Raw genomic sequence first — 7,337 nt, 5'->3', positions numbered from 1 at the left:
TGCAATCCTCCATCTTTCGTACAGCACCGCTGTCGATCACTCAGCTAGCAAGCAACCTTCAGCGTTCGTGGCACACCGGCTTTTTCAAGAAGCTGTTCTCCATGAGCAGCTCACGGTTCTGCCGTTCGAGTTCGCGTATTCGCGTGTTGTCCTCGGCGGCCGGTGACGGTGCCTCGCCGGCGTGGGCACGCCGGTAGGCGGCGACCCAGACCCCGAGTGTTCCCTCGAGGATGCCGAGTTCACGCGCGACGTCTGCGATCGGACGAGATGTCTCGATCACCATCTTCACCGCCTCGTCCTTGAACTCGGGCGAGTATCTCTTGCGCTTCTGCGTCAACTATTACCCCTTCCGTGCTGCCCCTAATTCTAGTAGGGACCGCTGTCCGGGAGAAAAGGGGCACCTCACTTGGCCGCAGATGCGGTGGTGGGTTGGGCGGGTGCACTGTTGGTTTGAGGACAGTTCAGTCATGAAGTCTTGTCTCCGGTTCCAGCCTGCCTCGACCAGCTGCAGGTGATTGGGCGTCTAGTCGTGTCGGTAAAGGGTTCGAGGGAGGTGGCTGCGCGGTCGGCGAGGTGGATGATGGTCGGGCCGTGGGAGCCTTCGAGTGCCGACAGCCGCTGGGTGCCCTGGGCGGCGGCGCCGTGGAGGCATTGGCGTAGGCAAGTGATCATGGGTCATCGAGCTGCTCGGGTTGGGTCCTGCAGGGGATTCGGCGGCGCGTCAGGGCTTCTCAGTCGGAACTTCGCGGAGACATGAGGGGGTCGCGGGCGTGCCGGCGAAGCGGTCAGTGAGGTAGGAGGTCACTGTGTCGATGTGGTTCCACGCGTCGCCGTGAACCTCGCCGGCGTACGGCCGCCACGTCACGTCCACTCCCTCGGCGCAGTACCGGCGCGCCAGGGCTTCGGCCTGGTCGAACGCGACGACCGTGTCGGCTGTGCCGTGGTAGAGCAGGATCGGGACGGTGGGCGGCGTCGCGCCGAGGGAGTTCTGCGTCAGGCGGGCCTGCCAGGGCGGTGCGTGGAGCAGGTCCGCAGTCAGGATGTCGCGTACATGCTTGCCGGCGAATGGGGGCAGGGCCTGCTTGATGCACTCGGTGCGCAGCCGCTGGACGGCGGGGCGGAAGGCAGGCTGGACGGCGTCGTCGAACCGTAGCTCCGGGTAGGCGGCGGCGAAGCCGATCGCCGACATGAGCTCTGCCCCGGCCCAGGGCCTGCCGTCGACCGCTTCGCTGACCTTGGTCAGGTCCGCGGGTACCCCGCCGGCCGCGACGGCGACGCTGCGCAGTTCGGGCGCGTAGGCCGGCGCGAGCTGCCCCGCCCACGTGGCCGCGCCGCCGCCCTGCGAGTAGCCCCAGAAGGCGACCTTCGTGTCGGCGCGCAGACCGGCGCCGCGCAGGCGCTGGGCCGCGCGGACCGCGTCGAGGACGGCGTGGCCCTCGGACCGGCCGACGCTGTACGTGTGGTCCCCTGGTGTGCCGAGCCCTTCGTAGTCGGTGACAGCCACCGCCCAGCCGTGGCGGGCGGCCGCGACGAGGTGGTCGGTCCAGTCGAAGGTGCCGGCCGCGATCGTCCTGGAGGGCGCGCAGGTGTCCCCCAGCCCCTCGGTACCGGTCGCGAACCCGACCACCGGGGCGGTCGACCGTGCCGCGGCCGAGGGCAGGATGACGGTGCCCGACACAGCGTCGGGCCGTCCGAGTGCGTCGGTCGACAGGTACAGCATCTGGACGACCTCGACACCCAGGCCAGGCAACTGACCGGTCGACGCAATCTTGCGTGACCACAGGATGTCGCCGGGCTGGCCGTGGGGCAGCGGCAGTGGCGGGGCGTAGAAGGCGTCCCCCTCCGGAGCAGGGACCTGCCCGTGGTGCAGAACGGCTGCGGGGCTCGCCGGCGGCGGGGTTCCTGCGCCGGCCGGCTGCCCAACGCCGCCGCAGGCTGCGGCGGCGAGCACCAGGCCGGTGGCGAGGCCCGCCCGCCGTGTGCATGCCAGCGGTTTCACACGTCGCGCCATCGCTCTCCGTTCTTCGGCTGTCACCGCCACGGCGAGCGGCATCGGGCCGCCCCTTTTCCCGAGCGGCATGGAAAGTGTCACGGGTACCGAGCCGGGGGCGCGTCGGGAGTTTCTGTGGTTCGCCTCGGGAGAAACCATGAGACGCGGCCGATGGCGCCCCCTTGGGTCAGGAGCAAGCGCGGCCGAGAATTCCACGGATGTGATCATGCTGCTATCGTTGGCACTGTGGTGGGGGGTGCGCGGCAGGCGCCATCGGCCGCGTCCCTCGCGGCGCACAGCATCGTCCTTGCCGTGGCGGTCACGGGAGACGCATGGCTGGGTTTTGGGTACGGCACGATGGGTCCCGCCGTCGCGGTGTCCGGAATCGGCACTGGTCTGTGGTTCGCGGTGGCCGGGCTCGTGCTGTGGCGGATCCGGCCGGGCAGCCGGACAGGCCTCTGGCTGGTGGCGCTCGGCTATTCGTCTCTCATCGAGATTCCCCATGATGTTCAGCTGCCAACGACCTTTCCCGGATACGACGTCTTCACAGTCGTCGGCGCGGGCCTGTATCTCGTGCCGGTCGCGATCGCCGCGCAGCTGCTGCTGTCCTACCCCTCGGGCAGGCTTTCCGCAGGTGTGGACCGTGCAGTGGTCACCATCGCGTTCTGGCTCGCCGCTATCGCCGGTCCGCTCCTGCTGGTCACCCGCACCATCGACCACTCGACCTGCACTTTCTGGTGTTACGACAGTCCCGTTCAGCTGATCGCTAGCCGCCGGCTCTACCTCGATCTGGAGAACGCGAACCTGGCCGCGTGGCTCGTCCTCGCCGTCCTGGCGGTGGCGCTGCTCGCCCGCCGGGCCGCGCGGGCGGCGCCGAGGCTTCGCCGGACTCTCGGCGGCGTGTTCGCCGGGTTCGCCGCCGCCGTCGTCTGCTTCGTCGGTTTTCAGATCGCCGAGCACCTTGCGCCGGGCTCCGCCGTCGACGACGCTTTGTACTACGCGTACGCCTGGGTCGCGGCGGCCGCGCTGGTCGTCCCGTTCTTCGCCGGACTGGTCGCCGAGCGCCTCGCCTTCGCCTCCGTCGGCAGCCTGGTCGGACGGCTCGCCCACGTCTCCGCCGCGACCGTCCAGACTGAGCTACGCAATGTACTGCGCGATCCTGCCCTGCGGGTCGTCTTCCCCTCCGACGGAACCGTCGTCGACACCACGGGAACGCCCTACCATCTGCCCACAGATGGCTCCCAGGTCGTCACCGCGCTCGGCGATCCACCGTTCGCGCTGCTCGCCCACGACCCCACATTGACCGACCGCCAGGAGCTGCTCGACGCGGCGGCGGGCGCCGCCCGGCTCGCCCTCGACAACGCGCGCCTATACGCCGAGGTCCGCCACCAGCTCGCCGAGGTCAACGCCTCTCGGCAGCGGTTCGCCGCCGCCGCCGACGACGAGCGCCGCCGCCTCGAACGCGACCTGCACGACGGCGCGCAGCAACGCCTGTTCGGCTTGGGTCTCACCGTAGCCGTCCTACGCGGCCAGCTCGGCGATGGCCCGATGCGCGCCCTCGTCGACGAGCTCGACGAGCAGGTGCGCGACGCGATCCACGAGCTGCGCGACGTCGCGCATGGCATCCGGCCCGCTGTTCTCGACGAGCAGGGCCTCGCGCCCGCGCTCGCCGCTCTCGCCCGCCGCTGCCCGGCACCGGTGACCCTCGACGTCCGCGTCGAAGACCGCCTCGACCCGATCCTCGAGGCAACCGCCTACTACGTGGTCGCCGAGGCATTGCAGAACGTCTCCAGGCACGCCGCCGGTTCGCAGACGGCTGTCGCCGCGGTCCGCGCCGAGGGCCATCTGGTCGTCGAGGTCGCCGACGATGGTCCCGGCGGCGCGTCGGCCTCAGCCGGGACCGGGCTACGCGGCCTCGCCGACAGGGTCGCCGCCGCCGGCGGCAGACTGACTGTCACCTCCCCACCAGGTGGGGGTACCCAGCTGCGAGCGGAGCTGCCATGCGCGTGATCGTCGCCGACGACTCGGTCATCGTGCGCGAGGGACTACGCCGCCTGCTCGAGGCCGAGGGCCATGAGGTCGTCGAGCTGCTCACAGACGCGCAGGCGATCCCGGCAGCCGTCGCGCGTGGTCAACCCGACGCGGTGATCCTCGATATCCGGATGCCGCCGACGCGCACCGACGAGGGGCTGCGGGCCGCGTTGTCGCTACGGGCCGCGGAGCCCGACCGGGGGGTCCTGCTACTCACCCAGAACCCGGTGCCCGAGTACGCCACCCGGCTGCTGGCCAGCGGTGCCCGCGCAGCCGGCTACCTCCTCAAGGACCGGATCCTGGCACCGCGGCAACTCAGCGAGACCCTAGGGATCCTCGCCGCCGGCGGCACCGTCGTCGATCCCGACGTCGTCTCGGAACTCCTCGCGACCCGACGCCGCGACGACCCGCTCGCTCGCCTGACCGCCAGCGAGCGCGCCGTCCTGCAACTAATGGCACAGGGGCTCTCCGACCGGGGCATCGCCCAACGGCTGTTCGTGTCGGTCAACACCGTCGGCACCCACACCGGCAGCGTCTTCCGCAAGCTCGACCTGCCCGCAAGCGCTACCGACAACCGCCGCGTCCTGGCCGTGCTGACCTACCTCGAACACCGCTGACCACCCACGGCCCGCCTTCCCCGCTGCTGACCGGGTGAGCCCGGTGGCCCAACCACCGGCACTCCCCTAGCGGCGACATAGGGTCCACGCCGAGAGCCCCGATAGGGATCCCGCGAGGACAGCCAGCCTCTTCTGGAGAAACGGTCGTTGTTAGCCACTTTCAGTAGGTGGCCATCTGCCATGGTTGGCCAGAATGATCAGGCTCGGCAGTCCTTGTGTCAGCCTGCGTCGACAACCATGGTTGTCGACGCAGGCGGTGATGAGCGGATCGGACGGTTAGCGGTGGGTGCCCGCGCGCCTGTTTCGTCGGCGCTCGGTGTCCCGGTGGCGCAGATCGGAGACGAGGTGGCTGACGGCCTCGGCGCGGGTCCGATAGCTGCGCCCTGCTGGGAACACGGGGGTGAGCCCGGGTGCCAGCGGCAGCCATCCACTGGGTCGGTCCGTGTAGGCGCTCCTGTAGACGGGGCGGAGCCTGCCACAGTCCACACCATCGATGATCACGCGGTATCCGCCGTCGGTCCGTTCCAGGGTGGATCTGCTGTGCTCGGTCGCGGCAGCCGCGGTGGCGATGGCCCTGTCCAACGCGGACAGCGGCGTGCGTGGCCGCGCCCGTGGAGAGCGCGTCTGGCGCGGCCGGGAGACGCCGGGACGCGCGCCGGTCCGCTCCGGCGGCCCGGCGCCGATCTCCACCGGGTCCGGCTCGACAACCATGGTTGTCGCACTCCCGGGTTTGGGTGTCGATGCTACGGGCTCGGTGGGCAGCTGCGCGGGCCCTGCCTCCGCGACACCTAGGGTGGAGCCCGCCTCCACGACTACACCCTCCTCCGGCGCCGAATCGACAACCAAAGTTGTCGCATGGTGGGCCGTGGGGTCCCCTTCGCTGGGCGAACGGCTGACCGGGCCACCCATCGCCTCCACCGGCTCGGACGCGACAGGCGTGGTCGTCGTGGCGCGCCGGGCGTCGAGGAGTCGCGGGAAACGCTTGCGGGCTCCCTGCCGGGTGATCCCGAGCGCGCGACCGATGTCGCCATAGCTCGCCCCCTCCGCCGCCGCCTGCGCCGCGAGTGTTCGAATCTCCGCCTCAAGGGACCGTGCCCGCTCGCTCGCCTCGGCCAGCGCGCCGAGCGTGGGGGTGATCGCATCACCTACCATGCGACAACCATAGATGTCACAGCCCATGACGACAACCCTGGTTGTCGCAGTGGAGCTCACAAGCCGGATACGTTCGTTGTGGCGATCACCAGCTGGTCGATCACGGCATGCCAGCGATCACTGGCAGGGGCGCCGAATGCCCAGCGCCGGTCGAATCTCGGGAGTAGCGCGCGGGCGACAGGCGTGAACCGGTCGTCATCGCCGCGCTTGGGCGATACCGCTCGACAAGGACTCCGCGCATCACCGGCCCAAGGAGAGCGATCGGCGCACTGGACGCCAGCCTTTAATGGACCGTCCGTCACGGCCATGCCAGCGCGAAAGACTGAACAGTGCCAGGATCATCGATCCCAGCGAGACACTCAGGCCGCGACGGTCATCGGCGCAACCCGCCCGCAGACTCGGACCACAATCCCTATCAGAGTGATTTCAGTCACAAATAGGTGCCGAGTATGGGCTTATTGCCCGGATTGCTCGCTCCCTGAGGGGCTTCCCACCGGTGCGCCTGTCTAGCGGGCAGGTCCGATGCTATACGTCTGCGCAGCGTACCGCGTATGTGACCCCCACCCAAGCAGGCCAGGAATTCTGCTTTTCTGGGCATCACATAACTCATGCGGGCGGGAGAAAATGGCTGGTGGAGCGCGGTCTTGGTGGTAACGGATAGTTCGGTTAGCGTCTATTCGTCGAGTTCCGCTGATTCCTGTGAGGTGCCGTGGTTGATCCGTCCTGTGTCCGCCACCCCTGCCACACCGACTCGGATGACGATCCTCCGAACAGTGGGAACCAGCCGCCGCAGGCCGGCAGCGCGGACATCGGAGGTCCGACCGACCGGGCGTATCACCTTGCGCGGGTCTGTTCCGGGTTCACCACCACCATCAGCCGCCGGTCAGCCGAACGCCTGGCCCGGCTGCTCTCCCTGCCCGACGGGCAGGGAGAGCCCCGCGCGGCCTGAACACTGCCGCAGCGCCGCTGCCTGGCCCAACTCGCTGTGTCCTCAACCCCGACGGGGGCCGACCACCATCAGCGTGGTCGGCCCCCGTCGGGATTACGTATGAACCTTTCAACGTGATCACAGCGGGTTCTGATCGATGTGGATACGGCCGTAGTCGAACTTGCCACGCGGCGCCCGCGACTCGTCGATCACCACCGCAGCGAACAGAAACCGCAACACGGCGTTCATCCGGTCGTTCTCCTTTGCCTCGGCCAGCGCCTCCCACGCGGCGCGGGCCTGCGGGCCGGTCAGTCCGGCCAGCACCTCCGCTGTTGGGCGGACCACAGTCTTTCGCTGCACCTTCTTGATCCGTTCCTCCACGGTTCGGCGCATCTCCCGGTACTCGCGTGTAGGAATTTCCCGGGCGTTCCACATCTCCTTCAAGTCGGCCAGCTCCACATTGTCAGCGTCAATCGCGGCCTGGTCCTCCTCAGAAAGGGTGGCAGTGGCCTCCTGCCCGGATGGGTCGAGCCGGGTCAGGAGGCAATGCCGTGAAGCTTAAGTCGATCTTGGGTGGCTGATCTCCGACTCCTGGCCGGTGGGTTGGTACGGCGTGGCG

At 69.1% G+C, this 7,337-nt stretch carries 6 protein-coding genes; 2 read left to right on the top strand and 4 right to left on the bottom strand.

What is annotated here, in order from left to right:
- Nucleotides 1-58 precede the first annotated feature (58 nt).
- Together MXD60_RS28245 and MXD60_RS28240 are read right to left on the bottom strand one after the other, a co-directional pair.
- Nucleotides 59-337, bottom strand: a complete 279-nt coding sequence (locus MXD60_RS28245; RefSeq protein ID WP_248822742.1) for a transposase — start codon at nucleotides 335-337, stop codon at nucleotides 59-61.
- Nucleotides 338-721: 384 nt separating this feature from the next.
- On the bottom strand, nucleotides 722-1,999 hold the full coding sequence (locus tag MXD60_RS28240; RefSeq protein ID WP_248822741.1) for a lipase family protein: 1,278 nt from the start codon (nucleotides 1,997-1,999) through the stop codon (nucleotides 722-724).
- A gap of 303 nt (nucleotides 2,000-2,302) precedes the next feature.
- Here MXD60_RS28240 and MXD60_RS28235 point away from each other — a divergent pair, with 303 nt between their 5' ends.
- A complete protein-coding gene (locus tag MXD60_RS28235; protein WP_248822740.1) occupies nucleotides 2,303-4,000 on the top strand; it encodes a sensor histidine kinase in 1,698 nt (565 codons plus the stop codon).
- A complete protein-coding gene (locus MXD60_RS28230) occupies nucleotides 3,991-4,638 on the top strand; it encodes a response regulator (protein ID WP_248822739.1) in 648 nt (215 codons plus the stop codon). Before MXD60_RS28235 ends, MXD60_RS28230 begins: the two co-directional genes overlap by 10 nt.
- Nucleotides 4,639-4,914: 276 nt before the next feature.
- On the opposite strand, the gene MXD60_RS28225 is transcribed toward MXD60_RS28230, so the two are convergent.
- Together MXD60_RS28225 and MXD60_RS28220 are read right to left on the bottom strand one after the other, a co-directional pair.
- Nucleotides 4,915-5,790 (bottom strand): hypothetical protein, encoded by an 876-nt coding sequence (locus MXD60_RS28225; protein ID WP_248822738.1) that lies wholly within the window; start codon nucleotides 5,788-5,790, stop codon nucleotides 4,915-4,917.
- Nucleotides 5,791-6,856: 1,066 nt separating this feature from the next.
- Nucleotides 6,857-7,177 carry a hypothetical protein gene (locus MXD60_RS28220; RefSeq protein WP_248822737.1) on the bottom strand — a complete coding sequence of 107 codons (321 nt, stop codon included), beginning with the start codon at nucleotides 7,175-7,177 and terminating at the stop codon, nucleotides 6,857-6,859.
- Between the last annotated feature and the right edge of the window lie 160 nt (nucleotides 7,178-7,337).

The organism is Frankia sp. AgB32 (assembly GCF_023243045.1).
Classification (GTDB): Bacteria; Actinomycetota; Actinomycetes; order Frankiales; family Frankiaceae; genus Frankia.
This window is presented reverse-complemented; position numbering and strand designations above follow the sequence as displayed.

What these genes read in the sequence shown, in the direction of transcription:
- MXD60_RS28230 (WP_248822739.1), top strand. Translation starts at nt 3,991, where the DNA reads ATGCGCGTGATCGTCGCCGACGACTCGGTCATCGTGCGCGAGGGACTA.
- MXD60_RS28225 (WP_248822738.1), bottom strand. Translation starts at nt 5,790, where the DNA reads ATGGTAGGTGATGCGATCACCCCCACGCTCGGCGCGCTGGCCGAGGCG.